This window comes from Alcaligenes sp. DN25 (assembly GCF_023674485.1).
Taxonomy (GTDB): Bacteria; Pseudomonadota; Gammaproteobacteria; order Burkholderiales; family Burkholderiaceae_B; genus Alcaligenes; species Alcaligenes phenolicus.
Window position 1 is genome coordinate 1,303,735 of sequence record NZ_CP098408.1, and the last position, 21,965, is coordinate 1,325,699.

The following is a 21,965-nucleotide window of genomic DNA, read 5'->3' on the forward strand; positions in this document are numbered from 1 at the left end:
CCATTATTGCGAGCTTGTGCTGGGTTCTGGCTCTGTCGTGTCGGACTTCTGGCGAGAGCCACCGCCACGAGGGTTTCCCTGGGTGGCCGCCCCCTTGGCGCTAGCTTGCTCTGTCGTGTCGGTGACATCCTTCACGAACCATTTGGACTTGGTGCCGTCTGGAACCTCAAAGGTGTCGCCGACATTTTTGTAATCAGAGCCATAGAACCCTGGCTTAATTGCACGCACTTTCATGACATTCCCCTTAAACCTGGGCTGGGTAGGATTTCCAGGACTGAGGTTCCTGAGAGGTCAGCCATGCCGATGCAGTGATAGCGGCGCTGTAGTTCAAGCGCAGGTAACGCTTGTTCGAGTACGGGAAGCCGATCACAAAGCGGGCACCAGCCGGTGTGTTGGCGGGAATCAGCACGGATGCAATTGCTACGGCACCAGAAAAACCGGCAGCGTCTGCAGTTTGAACGGTCACCGTCACATCAGCCGCAACAACCGCATCAGTCTGCACGACGACGTACATAGGTTGACCAGGGCCAATGTGTCGGGGGGAGCTGCCGACGTCAATGACGTTTGTGGACGGGCCTGCGGCAGCCACGGCTTGTTTGACGGACAGCTCCAGGCGGGAATCGATATACATATTGGTCTCCAAGAAGGGGCGCGAAGCCCCTCATAGAATTAAGAAACGGCGGCTTCTGTATTCAAGATCGCGTCGGTGCGGCGCACTGGGATGTCGTCAAACATCATCACGCGCTTGCCGGCCGAGGTTTCCCAAGTCAGGTTGTTGGCGATCTTGTTGAGGATGCCCAGGCGCAGTTTTTCGCGGATGGTGCGATTGATGTACCAAGCCGCACGGCCTTGGCCAAAGTTGGGGATACGCTCGGAGGCCTGAATCATCAGTTCGATCAAAGCCATGGTCGCGTCTTTGGCCGTCGAAGGGCTGCTAAGGGCGGAAACGTCAATGTTTGCGATACGTGCGCCATAGCGCCAGTCGCGCACAGTAGCGCCCAGATCCCATTTGTAGTGGGAGCGATAGGCTTCCATGCGACCGCCCTGGCCATCCACGTTCTCGACGGTCACTTGGCCTTTGTCTTCCATTGACAGCCCTGCTTTAGAGCCTTTCGGATAGATGCCGTGGATGGTGTTCGGGCCCCAGACAACCAACCAGATAGATGTGTTGTCGTTGCCCGCACCGCCACCCGTAATAATGTTTTCGCCGCTGGGGGCGCTGAGATCGTTGTAACGAGCGGCCAGGCCAGTGAACTTCGCTGGGTCCGTGCCTTCATTACCGTAAATCAAGGTACGAGCCATTTCCTGGTTCATGCCCTCAATGTGAGCAGAATCCTCAGAGAGGCGAAAAGACGCGGTATTGCCGTTCAGATCTGCCAGAGCTTTATCAACTTCGGCATAGGCTTCCAGCATGCCGCAGTTGTCTGTGATCTGAGTGGTGGTGCTGCGGGATGGTTGTACTCCGCCATACAGCTTGCGCCATGTTGGGGTTGGGATACCGGTGCGAACGGTGGTGCGGTGACCAGTAGGCAGGTTCCCCTCGATGGCGGTCATGTCTTCGAGGATCCCGTTATTCTGGCTCAGCAGTTCGACAATTTTGGCGATCTGGCCGTTAGGGTCCAGACGCTTAGCCACATCGGCCATGGTCGGATTTTGGATAGAAAGGGTAGCCATATGTGCTCCTTAGAGTTGGCCGTTTAACAAATGCCTTGCGGCGGGTTGTGGGCCATGGCCCTATTTCTTGATCATGCTGGGGTAGAAAACTTCTTCGATGGACTTGTCCGCACCACCTTGGCCAGAGCCAGCCGTAGTGGGAGCCAACGTCCCTTCGCCCAAGTGTTTGCCGATCCGGGAGAACAAGCGCAGCGTTTCGGCATCGCCCAGGGCACTGGAGATTTTCTCGATTGCGTCGGCTTCTACTCCGAAGGTGCGAACAGCGCGGCGGCCCAGCTCGGCATTGGAGTCAAACTGTTGGCCCCACTCTTTCCGCAGCGTGGCAAGATCGGCCTCGCCCTGTTGCTCACGAGCCAGGTCAGCGGCTTGCTGTTGGGCTGCGGCGTACTCGTTCCACTTGGTGGCCAGGGCCTGGGCCTGTTCGGCTGGCACACCGGCTTCGTGCATCCATTTGGCTGCTTCGGTCGCAAAGGCCGCGTCTTGGCCTTCGGGCACGGGTAGCTGGTAGGCTTCGGGCGATTCGGGAACAGCCGTTTTGCCTTCCAGGTCCTGCAGCGCCTTGGCGGCTTCGCCTGCATCCTTGAAGCCTTTGCCGGAGATAAAGGCTTTCAGACCTTCGTCCTGGATGCTGTCGTGCCATGCGGGTTGCGTGCCAGTTTCTGGGCCAGCTGGTGTTGGTGGGGCGGCAGGGGGCGGCGTCTGCTCGCCACCGGAACCACCTTCTGCACCGCCTTCACCTGCTTGTTGACGCAGCAAACGAGCAAAAAGCCCACGTTTATTCAGTACGTTCATTCTCACGCTCCATGATTTGATTGATCTGCTCGTCGGTCATGCGTAAGACCTTGGCAATGTGAAAGAAGGCTTCTCGGCGTCCCTCGGCCAGCATGGTGGCGTGGGTATCAACTGAGCCGGTAATTCGGGAGGTGGCAACCGATGAACTGCCCACCTTGCAGAACTTGGCTAGGTCGGCCATCACGGTCTCACCATCTCGACCGGAGAACGTGCGGCGGTAGGCGTTGCGTAGGCCCGTCAACAGGCGCACGCGGCGTGCGATTCGGTCCAGGCTCATATCTGTGCACTCCCTGCTATTTGTTGAGCTTGTGCAATATCTTTGGCGGCACCAGCAGCCACGGGGGCGGCCTCAAGAATCTGGGCGGCTTGCTCCTGTTGAGCTGCTGCTTCGTCGGCTGCCTGCACATCCTCTTCGTCAACCATGTATTTCTCTGGGACGCTGAATACACGCCCAAGCCCACGGACAATTTCCGGGGAGTTCATGACGCGTGCTGCGTTCGGGTCGGCTTGAATGAATGGGGAGGCGGCTTCGGCCCAGCGCAGTACGTTTGCACCCTCTTCGGCGCGCATTGCCTGGTTGAGCGGGCTGTCATACTCGATCTCTATTTCCCCGCCAATTTCCTCCAGCTCCGGAGGCATAGGAGGCAAGGCACCGGCATTTGAAAGAATGTCGATCTCGCGGGTGATCTGTGGCCCCAACTGTTCAGACTGGACACGGCCCATCGTAGGGCCGAGCAGAATGCCTTTCTCCTGGGCGCGTTGCAGCACCTCAGTGGCAGTCATCTGGTGGTTATCGACAAGGATCTGGAACAGGCTCACGTAGAACGCCAGATTGATGGCCTCTCGCTTCTGGTCCGCATAGTTGATTCCCATGGGGACGTTCTTGCCAAGGTCGAGCGGCTTGATCAACTGCTCACCGCGCTCGTTCAGGTAGCCAAAATTCAAAGCGCCAGAACGCAGATCAAAGGAGTCAAGAGCACCGTCATCAGCAAGAATCAGTGGCGGATCGACGGCCTTCTGAGCGCCCTTGATGTTGGTCTTCTCAATACGATTGAGCATGCGTACGTCGGGCAATGCCTCCATCGCAGGAGAGTAGCCATAGGCAGAATCGTCAGCGGCGTAAAAGCGACCAATGGCCAACGGAAACACGCGGTATCCGCTGTGCTCGACGATCTCGCTGCCAGCATCCATTGCGATCCAGACGGATTGGATCGGCATGTTACGGCTTCCAACGAGACCAGATTCGCGGTCGCGCCGTGGGCGAATGGCATGCAGAAACTCGAACTTGCGCTCCATGTCATTGCGGTCAATGGCATTGCGAATGGCAAGAGGCAACTCATCGGCACCCCAGCGCTGCGCAGCTTGCCGTGCAGTCAACGTCCAGGCAATGTGAGCCTTATCCACGACCCCATAGGCATCCTCGGAGAACCAGAGCCGGTTCAGGCGCAGATTGCGGTACCGGATACCCTGACCAAGAACGTCATCAATCATCAGACCACCGGCACCGAACGAGCCATGGCTGATGTAGGACTCGCCGGATTGAGACGCGAAGTTAGCCCGCCACTGGTAGCGCTGGGCAAACAGAATATTGGTGACCTGCTCCAGATACTGACGTACAGCCGGTGATTCGCGCAGGTTCTCATCAGAGATCGTGAGCTTGTGCCAGCGTTGTGTACGAGGCGTGATCATCGAATCCATAGCGGCCGCAAAGTGGCGCAACGCCAGCATGGGCGTGGAGTCGTAGATTTCTTGAGTGCGTTTCTCGCCAGGATTGTTGTTGCTATCCTGCTTGAACTTGCGATAGCGCGGCAGGACGGTGGAGATCACCTCGTCCCACTGCGACTCAAAGGACCGACGCGCCTGCTTCATGGCTTCGTGATCGGCCAGGATCTCGCGCACCAGATCGACGTCGGCGTTCTGCATTACGAGCCCAGCAGAGTTTTAGTCGCCACAGAGCCGGGCGTGGCAGTAGCGTCACCGGCCAGGACCGTACTTGCAGTCCCACGACGACGGCGCAGGCGTTCAGCCTCTGCAGAGCCAGCGGCAGCCGCATCCGTAGTGCTGGGCGGCGCAGCTGGTGCAGGGGGATCGGGGATCTTGGGTGTGCTGGGTTTACTGAAGAAGCTTGTCATAACGGCATCCGTTAGCGAAGATGCCGTTAGTTTCTATACGCGCGTGCGTAGTTTGATACGAAAAATCAAAGGTGGCTCGATGAGCGGAAATAGCAAGTTGGTTCCGATGGCAGTGAGTGGGACAGATAAGCAGATTAACGATGCGAAAGTATTTGAGTTGATTCAAGCATCGCTACAGATGCGAGTGAAATATATTTATTTTTTGTTAGCGGCGGCAGGTGCAAGTATTGGGTTTTCAATGACCCAGACGAAAGAGGCTATGTTGTCTGTGTATCTTTTGCCTTGGGCTGCGGCTCAACTGTGTTGGGGTATTAGCTTTTATTTGGGGTGCGTAGCAGTAAGGTCATTTTCAGAGTCAACTCTTACCAATGCTGATGTAATTAACTCTCCTATTACGTCGATGTTTGGAGAGACTGTGGTTTTTTCTCAATTGTCTAACCGTGAAGATAAGGTCAGGGTTTTTAATCAACATATCTCAAGGGCCTTGATTGCTTACGACCGTCAATTGAAGGCTTTACTGATCGGAGCAGCTTTCTTTTTGTCCTGGCACATCATAGAGATGTGGCGCCGTATCCCAGAGAACATGTGCCTGTGGGTTTGAGTAATTAATCCATCCTCGCAAAACGCTGTCGTGGTGCTGCTCCCGCAGGTCTTTTAATTCTTACCAGTGGCCTGTGTTCACCGCCACCGACCAGCAGATATTGCGCAGCTTCCGCAACGTGGGAGTATTCGTTCTTCAATGGCTTATCTGCAAACCGTTCACCGGATACAGCCAGGCGGCGGTAGCAATAGCCGCCGGATAAGGCCTTACGCAATGACTTACAGTCAGGGTGCACCACGAGGCCGGGTTCACCGTCAATAATCCTTGTCAGGGCACCGTCAACAGCACCGCAGCGTAGCAGCGGATCGTTTGTTGGTGCCGGTACCGCAGGCAATCCCGCTGCTTTGAGGATCTGGAACGCTGTGCTTTCGTCGCTCTGGGCCCGGTTGTCTCCAGAAGGGTCCCCCCAGAATCCGCCAATATGAAACCCTTGGTACTGCTGTGCCAGGTGTAGATGAATTTCATGGGCGAATTTCTCAGCCCCCATGTTGGTGGCCACCAGCTCAGTGCGAATACGCCAGCCCCCCATTTGTCTACGCTGGCCAAACACAGCGGCAGGAGTAAGGCCGAAGTCCATGCCTACTAATAACGGCTCCCGTGGATCTAGCTCAAATGCTCGGCAGTGCATGGAGTCTTGGTAATCGGGGTGAATCGGACGGCCATCAACCACAAAGCCGTATTCATTGGCCAGGTTGACCTTGATCCAGTCCAGCTTCTTTCCCTGCATGCCGCGCTCGTAGTAGCCGGGAGGCAGGTTGTGTAGATTCTCAGCGTTTGGGTTGATGACATAGGAGTCGCCTTGCTTGATAACGCCCCCAGGCTGTCGTAAGAACAACCAACCTTCAGGCTTTTCTTCCTCTGCCAGGCGGTAGTACCAATGGTCGCTATCTGGCGCGTTGGTATCTCCGAATATGCCGAACCATGTGGGGCGTACATCTTTTGGAAAACGCCCCACGCGCAGGTCCAGCATGTCGATAATCGCCTTGGCCAGTTCCTTTACCTCGTTGACCCATGCAAATGTGAGCTGCAGCCCGCGTAGCTTGCGCTCATGCTCGGGCCGGTCCAGGGCAATGAATACCAGCTCGGCTTCTACGCTGGTGCCGTCGTCCAGGTCGAACGAAAGATAATGTGTTGGTGGTTCCAGACCGCCAGCTATCCAGCGCCCCAAGTCTCCGAACATTTCCAGCCAATCCTTGGATGTAGTGCTGATCAGATCCGGGTAGGTGTTTCGCACTGCAGCGCCACGGGTACGCCTTACCCCATCGGCATCTGGCTCCTGTTCACACATGATGTCCATAGCCCGCCAGCAACTGGCGTTGGTCTTACCGCTACCTAGCGGTCCCATGATCATCGTACGAGGTGCACGGGAGGCGATGTATTGAGCCAAGGTCTCGCCTTGGGCGGCATAGTCGTAGTGGATCTCTGGCTGACTCATTTTGTGCCGTTTTCCTGCTTTCTCCCCGTCAGGTCGCGCCGGACAACACGAGGCCGCTGCAGGGTGAGTTTGTCATTGAACAGGCCAAGGTGACGCATGGCCATACCGCTGGCATTGAGTTTGTCTGCAAGCTTGAGAGTGAAGTTACCGGCCTTGTCCCATGACCACCCGACTACGCAACGTCGTAGCTCTTCCGGCAGTTTTTCGATGTCGCTCGGTTGATTAATTTCGTAGCGCCCAATTTCGCCAGCGTCATAGAACGTCATGGCCGCCAGCTCGCGCAACACATTGTCGGCGGTAATCTTTGTACGCTCAGAGCGTTGCTTCATGGCTTCCTGTAATGCAGCCTGGACCTCAACATCCTTCAACAGGCGTTCACCTTGAGAGTACGCGGTTCTTGCGCTGTATCCAGCTCGTATAGCGGCTTGTGTGGCGTTCAAATCCTTGATGTATTCCTCGACAAATCGCCACTTCTTCGCGGTCATCATTCTTCAAATCCAGGCAAAGAGAGGTTATGGCCAGCATCGGTACGTCCAGCTGGTTTTTGCTTGGCCAGCATCTGGAGTAGGGCGGGCACAGTTATTCCGTAGGCTTGGGCAACGGCTGGCAGGTGCTCAGTAGGCATCAAAGCTGCTGGGCGTTGTCGTGGACGACGAGCTGTTGTTGCTCTGTGCATTTCTGCAGGACGACGCGGGGCCTTATCGCGTGGCTGTCCTGTTCTTCGTTCCCAGATTTCCAGCAGCATTTCCCCACGCCAGTGAGCGGGTGAAGCGCCAGCCAGATACTGACGTACCATCGCTTCCCCTACAGCGTGGCCCATTTCTCGGGCGATCTCGTTCTGGCCCATCCCTGCACGGCGCAGGTCCAGGATGATTTCAGACCAATCGAAATCGACCAGAACTCCCCGCATTTAGCCCCCACGGTCCAAAGGTGTGATGATGGTTTGCACTCCCGGCATTGCGCCGTAGAGTTTGCGTACGTGCATGTCCACCACCTGGGTATCGTCGTTCCAGACAACACCGTTGATGGCATCGAAAACAGCTTTGACGACGTTGTCCGAATCGGGCTTGCCAGTGGGCAGCACAGAGCCTTCCAACGCCTGGGCTTGTTTCCGTTTTGACCAGGACGCTGCGATAGGCAGCACAATCCGCATAGTGACTTCGACCGGACCCGCGAGAAGGGGCTGTCCCGCCATAGCCTGTTGCGCAGCCAGGGCTACGGTCGATTCATAGGCGACGGTTTCTTTGGGTGTGTACAGCGTGATGTGCTTGCCGCGCTTTGCTGCTCGGGGACGGCCTTTCCCTCGTGGAGGGCCTGGAACGAAGAACGCCACACCGGCGCTTAGATCGGCATGAACTGTCATAGCCCTATCTCCAATCGAAATTTTTGACGCTGGGTTTCCAGCCAGTCCTGACGTGCTTGGACGGTCACACCATCGCTGGCCAGAAACGCCGCGCAGTTTCGGGCTGTATCTGCTCCGAAAAACGTGTGGGGGCGTTGGATGCGCTGGCAGTGTCCGAACCCATGTCGTGCCATGTGGCGAGCGTCACGCAGAGAAAAGTGGGTGCATTTCACGCATTGAACTGTCACAGCGATACCCCCCAGTCCGTACGCAAAGCAGATTTCTCTGTTTCGCTCAGTCCTGCCGCAGAAATCACCCTGGCTTTGAATGCTGGGGCCTGCTCCCCATCGTGCTGCGTGATTCCTAGCTCTTCGCCTTTGGCAACGATCCCAGACCAGGAACATGGCCAGGGTTTTGCTGCCAGCCCGGACTTGGCCAGTGCGCTTTCAGAGCCGGAGGCCGCAAGCACTTTGGCCAGCATGGTGTCAACGAATCCGGCATTGACGGCAGAGCTGTCCCCACTGTTGATGCGGTCAGTCACGGCGAGGTCATAGGCGGCACGCAGTTGGGTTTCACTGATTCCCCGGTCTGCCCACGTGGCAAGTCGAGCATCGTTTGCAGCAGCTTTGCACACCTTTCCTCGCACCAGTTCCCAGCTACGCAGTAGCTCCGCAAAGCGGGCTTGTGGTGTCGTTTGATCGGAAACAGGCAAATCCGGCGGCAGCGCGGTGTCACCCTCGTGCACGCGTGTATGTGCGTGCGTATGCGGGGGAGATGCTGCCGCTGCTGTTTCTTTATTTATTGGTTCTTGGTTATTGGGATTGGTTATTGGGATAGCCGTTGCAGGTGGTGTGACAGAGACGTTGCTGTCACCGCCTGTCACGCGTGACTGGTGCCGTGACAGGAGCGTTTCAAGGTCGGCTGTTTTGGTGTCCCAGGCAGGTACCACATCATGCTCACGTAACGCTGCAAATAACTCTTTGCGACGTTGCCGGTGACGTCTCTGGCGTTCTTTTTCGTTTTCCTTGCGAGCCTCGTCATCGTCACTTTTGTCTTGGTATGACTCAATCTCTTCATCGCAGCGCGTGTGGCGAAAGCCTTCCGGCGTGGCCGTAAAGTATTCGTCCAGAATGATGTCGATCGCTTTACGCTCAGCGGTAGCACTAGCACGGGCGAGCCTGTACACCTGTCGCTTATCAGAAGGAAGTGGCTTCTCATGCAGGTAATACAGGTCGATCAGACGACGGTAGGCCCCGTCCTCGATCATCGAGAGATGCGCTGTGTCTTTGAGGTAATCGCCAATATGGTGGGGGTAATAATTCATGGCAGGAAACCCTTGCTGATTCCAACTTCCTTTCCATAGGCAAACTGCCGCCGCAGCTCATGGAACCTTGCAGCGGCTGCGCCATTGCAATCCAATTCCCGACGGGAGCTAACTCTACAGCGGGTACGGATATGCACAGCGGCGTCCTCGGCGCTGGTAACGCCCAGGTAAGCCTGGAATCGTGGGTTCTGGCAAAGAATGGCGGAAGCAGTGGAGATCTTCATGGGGTCACCGGGTGGAGCAGTCGCCAAGCCCTTCGCGTGCACACCAACATTTCACGCCGGTACCGGCCAGCTCAGTAATTGCTTCAAGATAGCGACGGGTCACCGGGCGCAGACTCAGAGCAGATACGGCTGCATCCAGTTTGTCGATGGTGATTCCGGTATGCCCGGACAAGAAACGGCTGGCTTGGCTGTCGTCCCAGCCCAGAGCCTCGCGCACTTTATGGCGCTCGTCTGGGTCGGTAAGGGCCTCACGAAAAGCACGCTCCATGCTTGGGCGACGTATTGCTGTTTGAACATTCATTGCTATACAACCTTCAACAAAAAGACCTGAATGTCATTGCAGGTCGAATGCCGCACACTGGCGGTATGGAAAAAAACTCAAATATCAGTCGGGCCAATCAGGATCTTGTTGTCCTGGTCTGGCGTAGTAGGAGCGGGAGTCTCCAAATCGGTAGAATCAGTGGTTCCTACACCAGAAGATTCACCAATAGGGAGACCCCCATGGATGTAATGAGCTACCTGACGGGTATTACGCATGCCGTTAGTGCCTACAAAACCGCAGTACAGACACTTGATGATGCAAAGATCACGGCGGCCACCCATGAACTCACTGTTCAGCTCACTCATTTCGGGGCTGAGGTACTGTCCATGCAAAAGGATGGGGTTCAAGCCACCGAGCGCGAACGTGAGCTTTTGACGCGAATTCATAGGCTTGAAGATCAAGTGCAAGAGCTGGAAAAACTTCGCGCTGATCGGGACAGATACAAACTGGTCGAGCTTTCTGCAGATGTCTTTACTCTTGCGCTCAAAGAGGAACACTCGGGCGATGATCCTCCTCACCACCTTTGTCAGCCCTGTATGGATAATCGCGGTAAAAAAGCAGCTCTGCAGCGCACCGTGGAGGGGTTCTCGATCAAACTCGCATGTCCAGAATGTGGATACAAGTACCCTACCGGGAGGTCTGTGAACTTCAGCTAGTAAGCCCTTAAGCATTGATTATTCCGTCTTTCTCAGCCAGCTCGGGCCAGATGTGGTGCCAGTCGTCAGGACGTAGGTCGCGACGAGTTACTGCGCCATTGGTGGCGCGTTCAATTGCGGCGCATCGTTCCACCGGAACTGGGCGCATACCATTCGCCCAGTGATAGACCGATACCGGCGGCACCCCTATTGCACGAGCAATACGAGACTGCGATCCGCGTTCGAGTTGGGTGTATTCGATGAGTTTCATAGCGCCAAGAATAAGCGAATCGCTTAATTAAAGCAATAACTCTAGCGAATCGCTCATGCCTTTTTTAAGCGAAATGCTGTCAAATCACAATATGAAACCAGTTGCTGAAATCCGTTTGGACAATTTAGAACGTCTTGTCTCAGAGGCGGGGACGGCTGACGCCCTTGCTGAGCGAGCTGGAGTGTCGCCGGTTTATTTAAGCCAAATTCGTAGCCGTGCTATTGATGTGAAAACTGGTAGATCCAGGAATTTGGGAAGCGTAGCAGCCAGGAAGTTGGAGGCTGGTATGGGGAAACCGCAGGGATGGATGGACCGAGACAACAATGTCCCAGGTCCCGGCGGGCCTGGGTGGCCATTCCCAAACTTAGACCCTGCTGACTTTGAAAAGCTATCGGACTCTCAAAAAAGTGGCATTGAGGATTGGGTGATTAGTCAGGTTCGAGCATTCCTAGAGCCAGCGAAGATAAAAAGCCAGAACAACAAGACGGCAGCATAAAACAGGGCATTTGAAACTTGTTTGGATAGCTAAGAAGTAGATTTGTGGGCACTGGCCATTAAAAAATGAGGGTTCTAAGGTGATAAAAATGCCGATGCTCATATCGAGCATGTGTATAACATTTATTCTGACGCCAAGTTTATCCAAGGCTGCAGGACCGTCTGATGTGAGTCCAATAGTTTCAGAGGCGACCACTTTAAGCTTAAAAGCTGCCGAAAGATCACAAGTACTGCGAGGAATAACTACAGATAACTCCCTGAATTTCGCCTTACCAGTTGAATATCCGATCTGTTTCCATGCCGCGTCGATTGAAGCTCAGCAGCAAGGTAGGGGCGCCAATGAATATTTGCTGAAGCAAATTGATTTTTTGAAGTCTATAGGTCTGTCTGATGCAGCAATACGAGCTATCAACGCTTATGGCGATGCACTGCTAAGGCATGATTATTTTGTCAAAAATGAACTTGCAATTAATCAGTTAGACAAAGGCACTCAATCAGCATTGATAGTTTTCTCACGTACTGCATACACGGCTTTTGGATGTTCCGAACTTTTCGGTGGCACAGAACTTGATACGTCACTCAAAGAGCTTATTCAGACTGCTATTGGCGCCTTTTGACCCAAACTAGATCAGGGGTTAGGAGGGTTAAACATGCCGTCAGATCGACCTACACAACACCGCCGGAAGGCGGTTTTTTTTAATCTCGCAATAAGCGAATCGCTTTTATTTTAAGCGAAGCGCTTGGCTTATAATAAGCGATACGCTTAATATCATCCCAACACCTCCCAACCAACCCATAACGGCACCAGCCGGGGCAGAGAAGGGACGGGATGAAGGAAGCGCAAGCCCATGCGAGATCAGCAGTACCCGTTAAGACGGATCTGAACTGATGGAGCCGAAAGAGGAATGCCATAGCCCGAGCTGCAATCGGGTGGACGCGTAGAGGCGGGAGTAAACGGAGACCCGCTGAGCCGACAGAGCCGTGAGGTAGTAGCGAACAGCCCATCTGGGGCTACTGCCAACCAAACGCCTGGAAACAGGCCGCTTTGGTAAGCATCAATGGTGGTGCTTATTGAAGCGAGAGGATTATGTATCTGACAGAAGAAACGATCCGCGCCGTTCTGGTTGCGGCTATTAATACTTGCGGTGCTCGCGAGAGTGTTGATGAACTGATTAAAACGACGGTCGGCGCGTTGATTGCTGCCGACCGGGAACTACTTAATCACGAAGAGGTTAACCAGTCCGTTACTTCTGGAGCTCGTTAATTAGCTCTCGGTAAAGAGATCCAATATAAGCAGCATCGGATTTCCCACGATCTTCAGCAACGCGTAGATCGGAGTTTGCCTCAACACCACGCAACTGCAGCTTTCCGTTTTCAGCCAGCGCTATCAATACTCGGTTAGCTAGCCCTTGAGCATCATCAGTATCTAAAGCCATTTTTCCATCCATGTTGAGTTGTAAACGGAATTTCCAACTTAGCACGGAAGGTGACAGCCGGGAATAGACCGGCACTCTTCAAAGGCTATCCCCAAATATCTGCTCCCGACCAGGCGGGCCGCTTCGGCGGATCTCCTCAGGCTCGCGGCGGGCCACCTGGTAAAGCCGAAGCGGCACTGATACTGATCAGCTCCCTCTGCCAGACGAGGGCCTTCCAGCCGCAGCATTCCCATTCCCCTCACTTTTTCGATATCAGTACCGCCCAGGTCTGGGCGGCGGGAGTGCTGCGCCTGGAGGGTTTTGAAGAACTCCGGAAAACATCAACACCGCGCCGGTGCGCAACGGCCGTGACGGTGTGGCCTGCAAGCTTTTTCCCTCCAGCCCTCTAAATAAGGAGCGTTACATGCAAGTTCATTCACCTAACTTTCTGCTGGCGCGTCGTCGTCGGCAATTGCGTGACGCGGCGATTACTGACTCTCCTGCAATTGCCCGTCGCACCTATGGCGCCAACCGGCCCAAAGTAGTCATTGGCCGTCAGTGGCGTGGTGGTGCCATCCAGATCCAGCCTGCAGTATTTCTGCCAGCCCCGGCTGAGCGCTGGAGCTCGCTTCGCAAAGCAGCACGGTTTGCTGCCTGCGCATTCATCCCTGTTGTTGCCACTGTCGGCGGCTGGTTGTCGGCTGGCGGCTCGTTCTGATTTGAGATCCCCTATGCAAAACATCACTATCCGGGCCAGCTCGCTGAGCGACTTGTTTGACTGCCCGCAGCGCTGGTACGCCCGCAACATCCTCAAAATGTGGATGCCAACCAATTTCAAGGCTCGTCTGGGTACGGCCATCCATGCAGGTGCTGCAGCGTTCGACCAGGCGCGGCTGGATGGAACTCCTATCACTGCTGATGATGCTGCAGGCGCTTTGGTAGACACGCTCTATCGCAAGACCGACGAAAGTGGCGAGGACGAGCAGGTTGAATGGGAAGGGGAGGACCCCAGCCGTTACGAGCAAATCGGGTTGGCTCTGCACACCACCTACTGCAATGGCCTGGCGCTGGAGCAGGACTATGTGGCGGTGGAGCTTCGCTGCGAGAACCTGCATTTTCAGGATCTGGGTCTGACGCTCACCGGTACCACGGACCGTGTCTATCGTGACGCCGACGGCAAGCTGGGCATTGCGGACATTAAGTCTGGCGGTACCGCAGTCGCTGCTGATGGCACGGTCAATACAGGTGGGCATAAAGCACAGTTGGGGGTTTACACCGTGCTTGCTGAATATGCCATCGGCCATCCGCTTGACGCCCAGGCCAAGATCATTGGCATGCAAACCGGCAAGACACCAAAGGCCCAGCGCGTAGCCGAAGGGTATATCGACGGCGTCCGCCAAGCCTTGGTGGGCGATGACGATGACCCTGGCTTGTTGGAGCATGCCTCCAATCTTCTTCATGCGGGCAAGTTCTACGGAAATCCCCGCTCCATGCTGTGTAGCGAGAAATTCTGCCCAGCATTCGCAACCTGCAAATTCCGAGGATAAATCCCATGGCAACACAACAATCAGCCTCCACCAGCTTGGCTCAGGCGCGCAACGCCGCTGGCCGAACCGAAGTATCTATGGGCTTCGGTAACTCAGACAGTTTCGAGCTCATGCAACGCGCAGCCAAACTTCTCTCCAGCAGCACACTGGTACCAGCAGCGTATCGATCTGTGATCGAGAAGACCGATCGCTACGGCAATGTCACCGACAGCCGCCAGAACCCCAACGCATTGGCCAATGCTGTCGTTGCACTGAATATGGCTAATCGGATGGGTGCAGACCCATTGATGGTCATGCAGAACCTGTACATCGTTGAAGGCCGACCATCCTGGTCTTCGCAATGGATCATCGCCGCGATTAATGGCTGCGGACGATTCTCGCCGCTCCGATTCGATATCAAGAATCGCGGTAAACGCCAAATCGAGTACGTCACCTTTGTGTGGGAGAACAGACAGCGGCAGGAAGTACGCAACACCATTGAAGTTGAAGACAAGGTGTGTGTGGCCTGGGCCATCGAGAAAGAGACGGGTGAGCGGCTGGAGTCGCCCCCCGTCTCGATTGAAATGGCGGTGAAAGAGGGCTGGTACACAAAAAATGGCAGTAAGTGGCAAACGATGGATGAAGTCATGCTGCGTTATCGCACTGCAAGTTTCTTCGGCAAGCTTTACGCCCCCGAGTTGCTGATGGGCTTGCAGTCTGCTGAAGAAGCTCAGGAGGTTATTGAGGCATCGACTGCCCCCGACGGCACGATCCATGTAGACGTCGGATCTTTGCGGCCTGAGTCTGAACCGCGGGCTGAACAGACTGCAGCCAGTACTGCCAGTGAGAGTGTCACGGACGTTGAACTGTCCGAATCCAAGGACCAGAAGGCTCAGGAAGATAACTCGCAGCCGCCAGCCCAGGACTATCTGGATGCCGAAAAGGTGTTGGCCAACATTCAAGGCTCCAAGGATCACGAAATTCTTGGTCTGGCAGCCGACAACATTCAAGACTGCCATCCGGACGAGCAAGAACGTCTGAGCGCCGCATACCGCCAACGCCTGGACGAGCTGGACGGCGTTGTTCACGTGCCAGTGGATCAACCAACCCAAGCCCCCGCACAAACTCGCACCCGCCGGGCTGCAGCTGATATGGAGTAACCCCGATGACAACAGAGAGCAACATCTTGGAAATGACGGCTGACAGTGTTGGCCGAGACCTGCTGCAGGCCCTGGTGACAGAGTTGAAGCTACTGCCGAAACCATGGGTAGCTCTGACAAAGGCCAAGCAGGACGATGTGATCGACCGCTTACGTTCCCGTGTTGAATACCAGATCAATATGGCGGTCCACGTATTGGCCAGCGATGGCCGCACCACTATCGCTGCTGACCTGGAACAAGTCACTGCCAAGGATGGGATTAAAGCGCAGTTCAAGATTAGCCAAGCCAGCCAGGGCCGTCATGATTTGTTCGACAGTGTGGGACGAGCTTGCTTGATTGTTCTTGCCAATGCCGAAGATCACACCGGCGGCATGAATGATATTCAAGGGGAGCATGATCAGCGTGCTATGGACCTGGGGCGTGAATACACAGACGACGATGGTGACGGCATGCCTGATAGCAATGTGGTGGATGCTGAGGTCCGTGAGGTGCCTGCGATTGAACAGCAGCCATTGCAGGCCGATCTGAATCAAGCATATCTGGATGGCCGTATTGCTGCCGAGGAGGGCAGGGCACAGGCTGATTGCCCTGTAATGGCCGGTCCTCTGTGCATCCAGTGGATCAAGGGCTGGAAGGATTGGCATGCGGAACAACGAGAGCCGGAGGCAAGTGATGAAGATCAGCAAGATTGATGTCCAGGGCCTGCTGGGGGCCCAGCAGGTTACCTTGTCCCTGACCAGCCCCGTGGTGCTGGTCGCTGGCGACAATGCAGCAGGGAAGTCCAGCGTGCGTGAAGCTGTACGGGCAGCGTTTCTCGGTATGCCTGAGCGCGTTCTGAAAAAGAAAGACCTTGGCCAACTGGTGTATGAAGGGATGGCGGCGGGGTCGATCACCGTAGAGTTTGATTCTGGTACAGCCCAGTTCACCGCCCCCGGTGGTGACCAGGAGGTGCAGCATGATTTCAAGCAGCGGCAATGGGAGCAGATCAGTGCCACGCTACCTTATTGCATGGATCCTGCATTGTTTGCGGCCAGTGCATCTGATGATCGACGCAAACTGCTGTTCGGAATTACGGGGGCATCCAGCTCCCGTGAGGAGGTTCAAGCTTTGCTCCAGCAGCGGAATCTGGACCAGGACGTTATCAATGCGGTCATACCCATGTTGCGTTCTGGTTTCCCTGCTGCGGCCAAGTTTGCCGAGGAGCGTTGCCGAGATGCCAAAGCATCGTGGAAGGTAACCACAGGCGAAAATTACGGCCATGTGAAGGCTCAGGCTTGGCAGGCCCCGTTGCCTGCTGATGTAGATTTAAGCGGTCTGCAAGACCTTGAATCCAAGCGCTCGGCCGTTTCCGGCAAGATTGATTCAACTCGCACTCGTTTAGGAGCGGCAGAGCAGAAGCTAAAAGCTTGGTTGGCCTATCAAGAGAGCCGTCAGAATGATCAGGCTATTTTTGATCGCCTACCTAGCTTGGAAAAGAAGCTGGCTTTTGATGAAGCAGAGCTTGAAAAGTGGAAGGCGGAGCTTGAGCGTCTATCCGGCAAAGACGGTGCGAGAAACCGCAAAGGGTTGGTGCACGATTTGGCTCTGGCTTTGTTCGATGCGCTTGAGTTCATCGATGTGAACGGGGGCCAGTTCGAGGGTAAGGATAAAGCGGACGCGCTTCTGTACACATATCAAAGTGAGCACGGAGCATTGCTTGCGTCGGAGCCTACGGAGCCAGAGGATCAGCAGAAACTGCCGCAGGCCATTAAAGCCCATGGCTTGATGGTGACCAGTGTGGCAGCTGACAAGCGGGCTATTGAGTTGGCCAAAGCTGCAGGTTCACGATTGGAAAGCCAAGCGACGGTGGAGCAGGGCAGTGAACGTGAAGTTGAGGCTGTGCAAGCTGAACTGGCCGAGCTGCAGCAGGAGTTTGCAGCGATCAAGGATCAGCTGAAAGCTTTGACCGCAGCGAAAGAGGCTCGGGAAGGTGCAGAGCGAAAAACTCAGCAGGCACAATCTCATCACCAGTTGGCACAGCAATGGCAGGCCGCCATTGATGCACTGTCGCCTGACGGTATCCCGGCCGAGATCCTGGCAAAAGCCATCGGGCCAGTCAATGAGCAGCTTCAGCAGGTCTCTGAAACATTCGACTGGCCATGTGTCTACATTGACGAGGACATGATGGTAAGCGCGGGTGGCCGGGCGTACGTGTTGCTGTCCGAGTCTGAGCGTTGGCGCACCAACACCATTCTTGCTTTGGTGCTGGCCAATCTGTCCGGTGCTCGATTTGTGACTCTGGATCAGGTGGACGTTCTCAGCTTGCCTGGGCGGTCAGAACTGATCGATGGCTTGGATCACCTGGCAGAGTCCGCTTACCTGAACACTGCGCTTCTGTTTGGCACCTTCAAAAAACTGCCGAACTTTGCTCAGTTCCCGCAATGCAGTGGGCATTGGCTTGAGAGCGGGAAACTGCATGTAAGCGTTTAATCGCTACTTGTGGGGGCAAAGTGGATGGTTTTAGCTATTTTTGGGGAAATCCTAGTCTGTAACTGGGTAGGAGTGTTTTTTGAAGGCCTTATCCTGCTCTTTCCCAAACGCCGGTGTGGGTTTAGTCGGTCTTTCTGACTTAGTTAAGCTACCTTGGGTGGAGGCGAAACGGTAAATGTTTTTAATTTAAAATTCAGGTCATGTATATGATTTTAGTTTTTTATTTAGGTTTTTATAAAAAATTAATATCCTTTCTGATCTTTCGGTTAGCTCTTTTTTTAAATTATCAAGGTCCATTGATTCTTTTTCGTTAAGCCATTGGTACGTGTTGTGCTCTTTTCCGTTTGATGGGTCTCTTACTTTTTTTATTTTATTTGATATTTTTTCATTTATTTCCTTAGATATTTTTATTGATCTATAGATGTTGAGCCGAGTTCTTGTGGAGCAAATTAATAAGGTTGAATCTTGAGTGTCGTTTATTTTTATTTTTATTATATCTTCTAAGGATTCTATCATCTTTAGATAGGGTTTTTCGTTTGAGTTGGGTTTGTTGGTTGGTGAGTAGCAAAGTTTTTTCATGTCTATTTCTTTGGTTTCTTCTAGGAACTTTGAAAATGCAAATTCAAATCCCTTGATAACCAATCTGGCATTTTCATTTTTTTCCCTGTTATTTTTTATTGTCCCTAATAGAACTGTATATAAAGCCCCTGCGCTTGCACCTACTGTTCCAAATGCAGTCATTACGTCCCACCATTGTGCCCCATTTACCACGCCCCACTCCCAAAAATAAACTAATAAGGTGAAAGTGATCACCCCGCCAAGTGCTGCTCCAGCTACTAGAGCACCAAGCATTTCGCGTTCACAACTACATTTCTTTTCGCTCATCCACGTCCCCTACTAATTTCCCTTGCCTAAATCCGCAAAGATCATAGTCGATTTGGACATGGGATGTCTTCCCTATGAAGCGTAATGGTTACAGCAACACCTACAACCCCAATTGCCTTACTCAACTGGGGTTTTCTTTTTTTGGACAGTTTTATGAACCGTGAACAGCGACGCCAAGCTGAGCGCATGCAGGCCAGACATAGGGCCACGAGACGGGTTCAGCGTCCTTTGCCAATACCCATGATCGTCAAAGCTGCAACTGTGTTGGGGCCTCTGGAAGAGATTCTTGACCAGTTGGAGGTGAACGGGACCATTAACGTAGATCAATGTGGCCGCCCAATTTTCCTGGCACCGCTTGAGAACGATTGGTTTGCCATGGTGCCAGCGCTGCAGGGCATGGTCGATTTGTTTGAAATGTGGGCGATCCGGCATAACCGGGCCATCGATATGAGTGCGCTGATCCAGTTGGCCAACAAGCTGCACTACAGCATGCCCATTACAGAGTCCGACATCAGCAGCGTTCGGGCTCTGCTTCCCGGAATGCGGAAGGTTGCTGGTCTTCTTCCGCATGACGAAGCTCGTGATCTGATTTTGCAAACACAAATTAAAGAATGCCTGGAGGCCACACCATGACCGCGATTCAGCATATGGCCGCGCAGCTAGCGCGTCTGCAACGCACGCCAGACCGTAAGACTCGCGTGCTGCAGCTGTCTGCCTCTGGGTTCAGCCAGCGACAGATAGCGTTGGAGGTTGGCGTTTCCAGATCCACGGTATTCAACATCATGAAAGCCAATCACAAGGGGGTAGCCCATGAATAAGCCATTGAAACCAGCGCACCGAGCCCTCGTACACTGGCTTGCCCACCAACTTGTTCAAGAGGAACAGAACAGCAAATGGAAATCACAGCAGCCTTCTATGGCCGTTTCTCTACCGACCGCCAACGTGAGACGAGTATTGCCGCCCAGGAGCGTGTCTGCGATGTACGCGCCACCGCAATAGGTTTCCGGATCGTGGTCCGGCACACCGATGAAGGTGTGTCCGGCTCCACGCCGGTGGCCGCCCGCCCAGGTGGAAAGCAACTGCTGGCAGACGCATTGGCTGGGCGGTTTGAGGTTCTTCTTGTTGAAGGGTTGGACCGTTTGTCGCGGGATATGGTGGAGCAGGAGCGCGTCATTCGCCGGCTGGAGCACCGGGGAATCCGCATCGTAGGCGTACTGGACGGTTATGACTCGGACTCATCGGCCCGCAAGCTGCATCGCGGTATGCGCGGCTTGATTAATGAGGTCTATCTTGACGATTTGCGAGCAAAGACACATCGAGGCCTAGCTGGCCAGGTCAGTCGCGGCATGCATGCTGGTGGCCTGAGTTTTGGTTACCGGACTGTTCCCGTTGAGGGTGGTAATCGGCTGGAGGTGAACCAAGAGCAAGCTGGTTGGGTTCGCTGGATTTTCGAGAAGTACGCCAATCATGGATGGTCTGTCCAACGGATCGCCCACGAGCTGAACCGGCTCAAGGTTCCAGCGTTGCGCGGCGGTACCTGGTCGGTATCTGTTGTATATGGGCATCCACAGCGTGGCTCCGGGATTCTTAACAACACTCTATATATAGGGAAGTACATTTGGAACCGCTCGCAGTGGATGAAGGACCCTGACACGGGAAAACGTGTTCGTATCGATCGTCCTGTTGAGGAGTGGATTACTCAGGATCTTCCAGAACTACAGATCGTGTCTGATGAGGCGTGGGAGCGGGCAAAGGCGCGCATGACAAGAACACGTGCGCAGGGTGGGCCTGGCCGGGCACCTATTACGCGCACCTTAATGAGTGGTGTTTTGAAGTGTGGTGTTTGTGGTGGCCCTATCATCGCCTGGAACAAGGTGATGTACGGATGCTCGATTCGGAAGGACCGGGGCAGGGCAGTTTGCACGGGTGTGAGTGTAAACCGAGACAAGGTGGATGATCTGGTGCTGGGGATTGTGCGTGATGAGATCCTTACTCCGGAAGCAATTGACGAACTGGAGCAAGAGGTGCGGCGTTTGATGTCTGCCCAGCGGCGCGAGTCAGTTCAAGCACAGGCGGATGCGCAACGGAAGATCGAAGCCAGTCAGGCAGAGATAGATCGTTTGATCGATGCTATTGCCCAAGTCGGGATATCTCCGGCGCTGGCCAGTCGTCTACAGGCTGCTGAGTCAGAGTTGGCAGTTCTGCAGGCGCCATCGCAGGAACGGCAACAGCCCGAACTCAAAATGCGCAGCATGGCGAACATTGTCGCCCGGTATCGCACGATGCTGGAAAATCTGGACGAGATTCTGGCCACAGATCTTGATCGGGCAAAGGAGCTTTTAAGGGAGATACTGGGACAGCCAGTAATAGAAAAGGATGCCGAGGGCCACGTTTGGGTAACCCTGGATAAAGAAAAAGCCTCAATGCTTTCGCATGAGGCTGATTCTACGTTTGGTTGCGGGGGCAGGATTTGAACCTACGACCTTCGGGTTATGAGCCCGACGAGCTACCATGCTGCTCCACCCCGCGTCAGAAAAGTAACTATAACATAGTTTTTGATTATGTACATAGTGTGGCGTGTTTATTTCATCAATATTTGGCGATTGCCGCTGGAAGGGGCATAAAGGCTGGATAAAACGATCCTCAATTTTCTTGCGTCTTGCTGGTCGCAATGGTGTAATACGAACTGTGCTTACAGGTTCAGCCGGACTGGCATTTCAAAAAGTTCAAACGCGCAAGCGGCTTCCTGTATAGCGACCAGTTCTTGATGGCTGGCATCTGGCTTTGATAGCAGTCGGCTCCCCTACTAGGCGGGATGTCCCGGCAAAACGAATTTCTCTGTTTCTGGCTTTGCTTCAGGTTTAGGCAATCGATAAGCCCTGCGGTGGTCTGTTGGTGCCTTGATGTTGGCATTTGACAATGTAGACCTGTCGCCCCGATCAGTTATTGCCCCAAACGTTGTTGTGCTGTTTTCGCGTTCCGCCAATCAGGAGCGCCAATTCAAATCCAGTCCGATAGGGCTTGCGGACATACTCATCATCAGCATGTGTGCTTACACAACATTTTTAATTGCTTTTAAAGCGGCTGTTTCTGGTTTGAGCCAGGGCGGCGGGCTTGCGTGCGCGTCCGGCCCGATGCAAAAAGGCCCGACGATGGCGACGATGGTGATTCGGATGCGTGCTGCGGCTGCTGTAGTGGCCTTTGCTTGGGCTGGGGTTGTTGCCATAGCGCTGATGGCTGGCCTGCGTGTTCTGACTGTGGGC

30 protein-coding genes and 1 tRNA gene are annotated in these 21,965 nt (G+C 54.4%); 13 read left to right on the plus strand and 18 right to left on the minus strand.

The window, feature by feature from the left end:
• Nucleotides 1–3: 3 nt before the first annotated feature.
• Genes NBV64_RS05945 through NBV64_RS05975 form a run of 7 tightly spaced genes read right to left on the minus strand, consistent with a single transcriptional unit; the run spans nt 4 to nt 4,598 of the window.
• On the minus strand, nt 4–234 hold the full coding sequence (locus tag NBV64_RS05945; protein ID WP_250756880.1) for a hypothetical protein: 231 nt from the start codon (nt 232–234) through the stop codon (nt 4–6).
• Between the two features lie 10 nt (nt 235–244).
• Nucleotides 245–631, minus strand: a complete 387-nt coding sequence (locus NBV64_RS05950) for a Bbp16 family capsid cement protein (protein ID WP_250756881.1) — start codon at nt 629–631, stop codon at nt 245–247.
• A gap of 38 nt (nt 632–669) precedes the next feature.
• Nucleotides 670–1,674: a major capsid protein gene (locus NBV64_RS05955; RefSeq protein WP_250756882.1), complete on the minus strand. Its 1,005-nt coding sequence runs from the start codon at nt 1,672–1,674 to the stop codon at nt 670–672.
• A gap of 60 nt (nt 1,675–1,734) precedes the next feature.
• A complete protein-coding gene (locus tag NBV64_RS05960; protein WP_250756883.1) occupies nt 1,735–2,466 on the minus strand; it encodes a hypothetical protein in 732 nt (243 codons plus the stop codon).
• Entirely contained in the window at nt 2,450–2,743 is a 294-nt protein-coding gene (locus tag NBV64_RS05965; RefSeq protein WP_219235810.1) for a Bbp19 family protein, read from the minus strand. Before NBV64_RS05965 ends, NBV64_RS05960 begins: the two co-directional genes overlap by 17 nt.
• Nucleotides 2,740–4,389, minus strand: coding sequence for a portal protein (locus NBV64_RS05970; protein WP_250756884.1), 1,650 nt, complete (start codon nt 4,387–4,389; stop codon nt 2,740–2,742). Before NBV64_RS05970 ends, NBV64_RS05965 begins: the two co-directional genes overlap by 4 nt.
• Complete coding sequence (locus tag NBV64_RS05975; RefSeq protein ID WP_250756885.1) at nt 4,389–4,598, minus strand: hypothetical protein; 210 nt, start codon at nt 4,596–4,598, stop codon at nt 4,389–4,391. Before NBV64_RS05975 ends, NBV64_RS05970 begins: the two co-directional genes overlap by 1 nt.
• 79 nt (nt 4,599–4,677) lie before the next feature.
• Here NBV64_RS05975 and NBV64_RS05980 point away from each other — a divergent pair, with 79 nt between their 5' ends.
• A complete protein-coding gene (locus tag NBV64_RS05980; protein ID WP_250756886.1) occupies nt 4,678–5,199 on the plus strand; it encodes a hypothetical protein in 522 nt (173 codons plus the stop codon).
• A 4-nt stretch (nt 5,200–5,203) separates the two neighbouring features.
• Here the strand turns inward: NBV64_RS05980 and NBV64_RS05985 are convergent, their stop codons facing one another.
• The 7 genes from NBV64_RS05985 to NBV64_RS06015 all read right to left on the minus strand — a co-directional run bounded on the left by NBV64_RS05985 (nt 5,204) and on the right by NBV64_RS06015 (nt 9,825).
• Nucleotides 5,204–6,634, minus strand: coding sequence for a TerL (locus NBV64_RS05985; protein ID WP_250756887.1), 1,431 nt, complete (start codon nt 6,632–6,634; stop codon nt 5,204–5,206).
• On the minus strand, nt 6,631–7,122 hold the full coding sequence (locus NBV64_RS05990) for a terminase small subunit (RefSeq protein WP_250756888.1): 492 nt from the start codon (nt 7,120–7,122) through the stop codon (nt 6,631–6,633). The genes NBV64_RS05985 and NBV64_RS05990 overlap by 4 nt, the downstream gene beginning before the upstream one ends.
• Nucleotides 7,119–7,544, minus strand: coding sequence for a hypothetical protein (locus NBV64_RS05995; RefSeq protein ID WP_250756889.1), 426 nt, complete (start codon nt 7,542–7,544; stop codon nt 7,119–7,121). The genes NBV64_RS05990 and NBV64_RS05995 overlap by 4 nt, the downstream gene beginning before the upstream one ends.
• A complete protein-coding gene (locus NBV64_RS06000) occupies nt 7,545–7,997 on the minus strand; it encodes a RusA family crossover junction endodeoxyribonuclease (RefSeq protein WP_250756890.1) in 453 nt (150 codons plus the stop codon). It lies immediately after the preceding gene.
• Nucleotides 7,998–8,220: 223 nt separating this feature from the next.
• Nucleotides 8,221–9,300 (minus strand): YdaU family protein, encoded by a 1,080-nt coding sequence (locus NBV64_RS06005; RefSeq protein WP_250756891.1) that lies wholly within the window; start codon nt 9,298–9,300, stop codon nt 8,221–8,223.
• On the minus strand, nt 9,297–9,524 hold the full coding sequence (locus NBV64_RS06010; RefSeq protein WP_250756892.1) for a hypothetical protein: 228 nt from the start codon (nt 9,522–9,524) through the stop codon (nt 9,297–9,299). The genes NBV64_RS06005 and NBV64_RS06010 overlap by 4 nt, the downstream gene beginning before the upstream one ends.
• Before the next feature lie 4 nt (nt 9,525–9,528).
• Nucleotides 9,529–9,825 carry a DNA-binding protein gene (locus NBV64_RS06015; protein ID WP_376913186.1) on the minus strand — a complete coding sequence of 99 codons (297 nt, stop codon included), beginning with the start codon at nt 9,823–9,825 and terminating at the stop codon, nt 9,529–9,531.
• Between the two features lie 200 nt (nt 9,826–10,025).
• On the opposite strand from NBV64_RS06015, the gene NBV64_RS06020 reads away from it, so the two are divergent.
• The gene (locus tag NBV64_RS06020; RefSeq protein WP_250756893.1) at nt 10,026–10,502 is read left to right on the plus strand and encodes a hypothetical protein; all 477 of its coding nucleotides are present in this window, start codon (nt 10,026–10,028) and stop codon (nt 10,500–10,502) included.
• A 7-nt stretch (nt 10,503–10,509) separates the two neighbouring features.
• Here the strand turns inward: NBV64_RS06020 and NBV64_RS06025 are convergent, their stop codons facing one another.
• Nucleotides 10,510–10,752 carry a transcriptional regulator gene (locus NBV64_RS06025; protein ID WP_250756894.1) on the minus strand — a complete coding sequence of 81 codons (243 nt, stop codon included), beginning with the start codon at nt 10,750–10,752 and terminating at the stop codon, nt 10,510–10,512.
• Between the two features lie 55 nt (nt 10,753–10,807).
• Between NBV64_RS06025 and NBV64_RS06030 the strand changes: the two genes are divergently transcribed.
• The 3 genes from NBV64_RS06030 to NBV64_RS06040 all read left to right on the plus strand — a co-directional run bounded on the left by NBV64_RS06030 (nt 10,808) and on the right by NBV64_RS06040 (nt 12,511).
• The gene (locus tag NBV64_RS06030) at nt 10,808–11,248 is read left to right on the plus strand and encodes a hypothetical protein (protein WP_250756895.1); all 441 of its coding nucleotides are present in this window, start codon (nt 10,808–10,810) and stop codon (nt 11,246–11,248) included.
• An 88-nt stretch (nt 11,249–11,336) separates the two neighbouring features.
• Nucleotides 11,337–11,864 (plus strand): hypothetical protein, encoded by a 528-nt coding sequence (locus NBV64_RS06035; protein WP_250756896.1) that lies wholly within the window; start codon nt 11,337–11,339, stop codon nt 11,862–11,864.
• Between the two features lie 470 nt (nt 11,865–12,334).
• Nucleotides 12,335–12,511, plus strand: coding sequence for a hypothetical protein (locus NBV64_RS06040; protein WP_250756897.1), 177 nt, complete (start codon nt 12,335–12,337; stop codon nt 12,509–12,511).
• Here the strand turns inward: NBV64_RS06040 and NBV64_RS06045 are convergent.
• The gene (locus tag NBV64_RS06045; RefSeq protein WP_250756898.1) at nt 12,492–12,683 is read right to left on the minus strand and encodes a hypothetical protein; all 192 of its coding nucleotides are present in this window, start codon (nt 12,681–12,683) and stop codon (nt 12,492–12,494) included. The two genes, NBV64_RS06040 and NBV64_RS06045, sit on opposite strands and share 20 nt — an antisense overlap.
• Nucleotides 12,684–13,086: 403 nt before the next feature.
• Here NBV64_RS06045 and NBV64_RS06050 point away from each other — a divergent pair, with 403 nt between their 5' ends.
• From NBV64_RS06050 to NBV64_RS06070, 5 genes are read left to right on the plus strand one after another with little or no spacing between them, the layout of a single operon-like run.
• Nucleotides 13,087–13,380: a hypothetical protein gene (locus tag NBV64_RS06050; RefSeq protein WP_250756899.1), complete on the plus strand. Its 294-nt coding sequence runs from the start codon at nt 13,087–13,089 to the stop codon at nt 13,378–13,380.
• A gap of 13 nt (nt 13,381–13,393) precedes the next feature.
• Nucleotides 13,394–14,209 carry a RecB family exonuclease gene (locus tag NBV64_RS06055; RefSeq protein ID WP_250756900.1) on the plus strand — a complete coding sequence of 272 codons (816 nt, stop codon included), beginning with the start codon at nt 13,394–13,396 and terminating at the stop codon, nt 14,207–14,209.
• A 5-nt stretch (nt 14,210–14,214) separates the two neighbouring features.
• Nucleotides 14,215–15,348, plus strand: a complete 1,134-nt coding sequence (locus NBV64_RS06060; protein ID WP_250756901.1) for a hypothetical protein — start codon at nt 14,215–14,217, stop codon at nt 15,346–15,348.
• Nucleotides 15,349–15,353: 5 nt separating this feature from the next.
• A complete protein-coding gene (locus NBV64_RS06065) occupies nt 15,354–16,040 on the plus strand; it encodes a cell division protein FtsK (protein WP_250756902.1) in 687 nt (228 codons plus the stop codon).
• Nucleotides 16,041–16,092: 52 nt separating this feature from the next.
• Nucleotides 16,093–17,817, plus strand: a complete 1,725-nt coding sequence (locus NBV64_RS06070; protein ID WP_250756903.1) for a hypothetical protein — start codon at nt 16,093–16,095, stop codon at nt 17,815–17,817.
• A gap of 198 nt (nt 17,818–18,015) precedes the next feature.
• Here the strand turns inward: NBV64_RS06070 and NBV64_RS06075 are convergent, their stop codons facing one another.
• On the minus strand, nt 18,016–18,702 hold the full coding sequence (locus NBV64_RS06075; RefSeq protein ID WP_250756904.1) for a hypothetical protein: 687 nt from the start codon (nt 18,700–18,702) through the stop codon (nt 18,016–18,018).
• A gap of 153 nt (nt 18,703–18,855) precedes the next feature.
• Here NBV64_RS06075 and NBV64_RS06080 point away from each other — a divergent pair, with 153 nt between their 5' ends.
• From NBV64_RS06080 to NBV64_RS06090, 3 genes are all read left to right on the plus strand, one after another.
• A complete protein-coding gene (locus tag NBV64_RS06080) occupies nt 18,856–19,335 on the plus strand; it encodes a hypothetical protein (RefSeq protein WP_250756905.1) in 480 nt (159 codons plus the stop codon).
• A complete protein-coding gene (locus tag NBV64_RS06085) occupies nt 19,332–19,520 on the plus strand; it encodes a helix-turn-helix domain-containing protein (protein WP_219235836.1) in 189 nt (62 codons plus the stop codon). Before NBV64_RS06080 ends, NBV64_RS06085 begins: the two co-directional genes overlap by 4 nt.
• Nucleotides 19,521–19,595: 75 nt before the next feature.
• Nucleotides 19,596–21,176 (plus strand): recombinase family protein, encoded by a 1,581-nt coding sequence (locus NBV64_RS06090; RefSeq protein ID WP_250756906.1) that lies wholly within the window; start codon nt 19,596–19,598, stop codon nt 21,174–21,176.
• On the opposite strand, the gene NBV64_RS06095 is transcribed toward NBV64_RS06090, so the two are convergent.
• Nucleotides 21,155–21,231, minus strand: a tRNA-Met gene (locus NBV64_RS06095). The genes NBV64_RS06090 and NBV64_RS06095 overlap by 22 nt on opposite strands.
• Between the last annotated feature and the right edge of the window lie 734 nt (nt 21,232–21,965).

Coding starts and splice junctions, on each gene's coding strand:
- NBV64_RS06065 (WP_250756902.1), top strand. CDS start 15,354: ATGACAACAGAGAGCAACATCTTGGAAATGACGGCTGACAGTGTTGGC.
- NBV64_RS06040 (WP_250756897.1), top strand. CDS start 12,335: ATGTATCTGACAGAAGAAACGATCCGCGCCGTTCTGGTTGCGGCTATT.
- NBV64_RS05990 (WP_250756888.1), bottom strand. CDS start 7,122: ATGATGACCGCGAAGAAGTGGCGATTTGTCGAGGAATACATCAAGGAT.
- NBV64_RS05945 (WP_250756880.1), bottom strand. CDS start 234: ATGAAAGTGCGTGCAATTAAGCCAGGGTTCTATGGCTCTGATTACAAA.
- NBV64_RS06045 (WP_250756898.1), bottom strand. CDS start 12,683: ATGGCTTTAGATACTGATGATGCTCAAGGGCTAGCTAACCGAGTATTG.
- NBV64_RS06035 (WP_250756896.1), top strand. CDS start 11,337: ATGCCGATGCTCATATCGAGCATGTGTATAACATTTATTCTGACGCCA.
- NBV64_RS06055 (WP_250756900.1), top strand. CDS start 13,394: ATGCAAAACATCACTATCCGGGCCAGCTCGCTGAGCGACTTGTTTGAC.
- NBV64_RS06015 (WP_376913186.1), bottom strand. CDS start 9,825: ATGAATGTTCAAACAGCAATACGTCGCCCAAGCATGGAGCGTGCTTTT.
- NBV64_RS06020 (WP_250756893.1), top strand. CDS start 10,026: ATGGATGTAATGAGCTACCTGACGGGTATTACGCATGCCGTTAGTGCC.
- NBV64_RS06080 (WP_250756905.1), top strand. CDS start 18,856: ATGAACCGTGAACAGCGACGCCAAGCTGAGCGCATGCAGGCCAGACAT.
- NBV64_RS06000 (WP_250756890.1), bottom strand. CDS start 7,997: ATGACAGTTCATGCCGATCTAAGCGCCGGTGTGGCGTTCTTCGTTCCA.
- NBV64_RS05965 (WP_219235810.1), bottom strand. CDS start 2,743: ATGAGCCTGGACCGAATCGCACGCCGCGTGCGCCTGTTGACGGGCCTA.
- NBV64_RS06050 (WP_250756899.1), top strand. CDS start 13,087: ATGCAAGTTCATTCACCTAACTTTCTGCTGGCGCGTCGTCGTCGGCAA.
- NBV64_RS05955 (WP_250756882.1), bottom strand. CDS start 1,674: ATGGCTACCCTTTCTATCCAAAATCCGACCATGGCCGATGTGGCTAAG.
- NBV64_RS05980 (WP_250756886.1), top strand. CDS start 4,678: ATGAGCGGAAATAGCAAGTTGGTTCCGATGGCAGTGAGTGGGACAGAT.
- NBV64_RS06085 (WP_219235836.1), top strand. CDS start 19,332: ATGACCGCGATTCAGCATATGGCCGCGCAGCTAGCGCGTCTGCAACGC.
- NBV64_RS06025 (WP_250756894.1), bottom strand. CDS start 10,752: ATGAAACTCATCGAATACACCCAACTCGAACGCGGATCGCAGTCTCGT.
- NBV64_RS06010 (WP_250756892.1), bottom strand. CDS start 9,524: ATGAAGATCTCCACTGCTTCCGCCATTCTTTGCCAGAACCCACGATTC.
- NBV64_RS05985 (WP_250756887.1), bottom strand. CDS start 6,634: ATGAGTCAGCCAGAGATCCACTACGACTATGCCGCCCAAGGCGAGACC.
- NBV64_RS05970 (WP_250756884.1), bottom strand. CDS start 4,389: ATGCAGAACGCCGACGTCGATCTGGTGCGCGAGATCCTGGCCGATCAC.
- NBV64_RS06005 (WP_250756891.1), bottom strand. CDS start 9,300: ATGAATTATTACCCCCACCATATTGGCGATTACCTCAAAGACACAGCG.
- NBV64_RS05960 (WP_250756883.1), bottom strand. CDS start 2,466: ATGAACGTACTGAATAAACGTGGGCTTTTTGCTCGTTTGCTGCGTCAA.
- NBV64_RS06030 (WP_250756895.1), top strand. CDS start 10,808: ATGCCTTTTTTAAGCGAAATGCTGTCAAATCACAATATGAAACCAGTT.
- NBV64_RS05995 (WP_250756889.1), bottom strand. CDS start 7,544: ATGCGGGGAGTTCTGGTCGATTTCGATTGGTCTGAAATCATCCTGGAC.
- NBV64_RS06060 (WP_250756901.1), top strand. CDS start 14,215: ATGGCAACACAACAATCAGCCTCCACCAGCTTGGCTCAGGCGCGCAAC.
- NBV64_RS06090 (WP_250756906.1), top strand. CDS start 19,596: ATGGAAATCACAGCAGCCTTCTATGGCCGTTTCTCTACCGACCGCCAA.
- NBV64_RS05975 (WP_250756885.1), bottom strand. CDS start 4,598: ATGACAAGCTTCTTCAGTAAACCCAGCACACCCAAGATCCCCGATCCC.
- NBV64_RS05950 (WP_250756881.1), bottom strand. CDS start 631: ATGTATATCGATTCCCGCCTGGAGCTGTCCGTCAAACAAGCCGTGGCT.
- NBV64_RS06075 (WP_250756904.1), bottom strand. CDS start 18,702: ATGAGCGAAAAGAAATGTAGTTGTGAACGCGAAATGCTTGGTGCTCTA.